Annotated in this window: 4 protein-coding genes, 1 pseudogene and 1 riboswitch; all 5 genes and pseudogenes read left to right on the forward strand. The window is 74.5% G+C overall.

Annotated elements, in window-relative coordinates; translation table 11 throughout:
• Window positions 1-626, forward strand: a pseudogene (locus BN12_RS20800) (rRNA small subunit methyltransferase B); the annotation flags it as partial.
• Window positions 627-636: 10 nt separating this feature from the next.
• Window positions 637-1,293 carry a ribulose-phosphate 3-epimerase gene (rpe, locus tag BN12_RS20805; RefSeq protein WP_048555460.1) on the forward strand — a complete coding sequence of 219 codons (657 nt, stop codon included), beginning with the start codon at window positions 637-639 and terminating at the stop codon, window positions 1,291-1,293.
• Between the two features lie 4 nt (window positions 1,294-1,297).
• Window positions 1,298-1,909 (forward strand): hypothetical protein, encoded by a 612-nt coding sequence (locus BN12_RS20810; RefSeq protein ID WP_048555462.1) that lies wholly within the window; start codon window positions 1,298-1,300, stop codon window positions 1,907-1,909.
• Window positions 1,906-2,109, forward strand: coding sequence for a DUF6186 family protein (locus tag BN12_RS20815; RefSeq protein WP_048555464.1), 204 nt, complete (start codon window positions 1,906-1,908; stop codon window positions 2,107-2,109). The genes BN12_RS20810 and BN12_RS20815 overlap by 4 nt, the downstream gene beginning before the upstream one ends.
• A gap of 16 nt (window positions 2,110-2,125) precedes the next feature.
• Window positions 2,126-2,253, forward strand: a riboswitch (FMN riboswitch).
• A 105-nt stretch (window positions 2,254-2,358) separates the two neighbouring features.
• Window positions 2,359-2,727, forward strand: a 369-nt coding sequence (locus tag BN12_RS20820; protein WP_235432481.1) for a deaminase, incomplete at its 3' end; no start/stop codon positions are given.

Consider the following 2,727-nt stretch of genomic DNA (forward strand, 5'->3'; position numbering starts at 1 on the left):
ACGGCCGGGCGGCGGGCCGGTGGCTCGACCTGTGCGCCGGGCCCGGTGGCAAGGCGGGCCTCCTCGCGGGTCTCGCGACGCGGGCCGGCGCCGACCTCGTCGCCACCGAGGTGAGCCCGCACCGCGCCGACCTCGTCCGCCGGACCCTCGCGGCAGCCACCGAGGCGGCCGAGCGGGCCGGTCGATCCGTCGAGGTGCGGACCGCCGACGGACGCGACGTCGGGGAGGGCGAGCCCGGAGCATACGAACGGGTCCTCGTCGACGCGCCGTGCACGGGCCTCGGCGCCCTTCGACGGCGGCCCGAGGCCCGGTGGCGCCGTGAGCCCGCGGACCTGGCCACCCTCGGTCCGCTCCAGCGGAGCCTCCTCGGGTCGGCCCTCGACGCGGTCGCCCCGGGCGGGATCGTCGCGTATGCGACGTGCAGCCCGCACCTGTCGGAGACGACCTTCGTCGTCCGGGACGTCCTGAAGCGCCGCCCGGACGTGACCCTCGAGGACGCCCGGCCGCTGTTCACCGACGCGGCCGGCGACCCGCTGCCCCGGCTCGGCCCAGGCCCGACCGTCCAGCTGTGGCCCCACCTCGACGGCACCGACGGCATGTTCTTGGCCCTCCTGCGCAGGGCATAGGTTTGCGCACGTGCAGATCAGCCCGAGCATCCTGTCCGCCGACTTCGCGAACCTCCAGGCCGAGCTGGACCGGATCAGCACCGCGGACTGGGCCCATGTCGACGTCATGGACAACCACTTCGTCCCCAACCTCACCCTCGGGCTGCCGGTCGTCGAGGCGCTCGTCGCGGTGAGCCCCATCCCCCTCGACGCGCACCTCATGATCGAGGACCCGGACCGCTGGGCACCGGGGTATGCCGAGGTGGGCTGCCGGTCGGTCACCTTCCACGTCGAGGCGGCCGCGGACCCCGTCGCCCTCGCCCGTGCCATCCGGTCCGTCGGGGCCCGGGCCAGCATCGCCATCAAGCCGGGGACCCCCTTCGCGCCGTATGCCGACCTGCTCGCCGAGGTGGACATGGTCCTCGTCATGACGGTCGAGCCGGGGTTCGGAGGGCAGGCGTTCATGGCCGACCAGATGCCCAAGGTGCGCGAGGTCCGTGACGCGGTCCGGCGCCACGGCGGAGACATCTGGGTCCAGGTCGACGGCGGCGTCTCCGCCGCGACGATCGAGCAGTGCGCGGAGGCCGGGGCCGACGTGTTCGTCGCCGGATCGGCGGTGTACGGCGCCGCGTCGGCGGCCGACGCCATCGAGGAGCTCCGCGCCCTGGCTGTCGCCCACGGTCACTGACCGGATGACGACCCAGCATGCGCTGCCCACCGCCGGTCGGCGGCTGCTCAGCGAACCCACCGTCCCCATCCTGCTCCTCGCCGGAGTCGTCCAGGTCGCCCGACGCAGCGTGGCCGACATCGTCCTCTTCCTCGGCATGGCCGTGGTCGTCGTATGGGATGCGCGGCGGCGCATCGATCCCGGGGAGGTGCGACCCCGCTGGCGGGTTCCCACCGGCCTGCCCCTCCTCCTCCTCGCGACGGGGTTCGCACTCGCCGTCGCGATCCCGTCCCGTTCCTCGCCGTGGCTCGATGTGAGCTTGGCCATGCCGGGTGCGCTCGCCCTCGTCGCGGTCCTGTCCACCCCGGCCGGCCCGCCACCGGGTCCGTCCGGAACCGATGTCGACCGAAGCCGTGGGTGGCTCGCCTGGCCGCTTCTCGCGCTGTGCCTCGCCGTCCTGGAGCTCGGGGCGTTCCTCAGCCAGGCGTCGCCGACGACGCCCAACCCGGATCACCCCACGGTGAGCACGACGGTGGAGCCGCTCCTCGACGGGCGCCCCGTCCGGGCCGTCGTCCTGTTCGTCTGGTTCCTCACCGGCGCGTGGCTCGCCCGAGCCGTCCGGGAGGAGAGCCGATGACCTGGCATGCGGCGACGGTCGCGACATACGTCGTCATCGGGTGCGCGGCCCTGCTCCTGGAGCTCCTCGGCCGGCTCGGTGTCGGCACGCTCGTCCCGCTCGGAGCCGTCGTGCGCCGCGGGCTGCGCCACCGTTCCACGCAGCTCGGGCTGCTGTTCGCCTGGTGGTGGCTGGGCTGGCATTTCCTCAGTGACAGGTGAGGGTGCATACTGGCCCCACGTGCTCCGGGGTCGGTGCAATTCCGAGCCGGCGGTGATAGTCCGCGACCCGTCCGCAGCCAGCGGCCGGTTGACTGGGTGGAACTCCCAGACCGACGGTGACAGTCCGGATGGGAGGCGCACGCTGGTTCCGCGACACGTCGCAGGACCGGGTCGCGGCATGACATCCGCATCGACCCCTCACTTCGCCCGGAGCCCGACCGACAGCGTCGAGGCACGAGGGCAGGACCGATGGACGACGAGACCCGGATGCGGGCCGCGCTCACCGCTGCCCTCGAGGGGCCGGAGGCGGACCCGAACCCACGGGTCGGCTGCCTCGTCGTGCCCGCGGACGGCGGCGAGCCCGTCGCCGGCCGGCATCTCGGCGCGGGGACACCCCACGCGGAGACCGACGCCCTCGCGAGGGCGGGGGACAGGGCCCGGGGGGCCACGGCATACGTCACCCTCGAGCCCTGCACCCACCACGGCCGGACCGGCCCGTGCGCCGACGCCCTCGTCGCCGCGGGCGTCCGTCGCGTCGTCGTCGCGGTCCGCGACCCCAACCCCGTCGCAGGCGGCGGCTGCGACGCCCTGCGGGCCGCGGGCGTGGGTAGCGTCACC

Origin of the sequence: Nostocoides japonicum T1-X7 (assembly GCF_001046855.1) — a bacterium.
Taxonomy (GTDB): Bacteria; Actinomycetota; Actinomycetes; order Actinomycetales; family Dermatophilaceae; genus Nostocoides; species Nostocoides japonicum.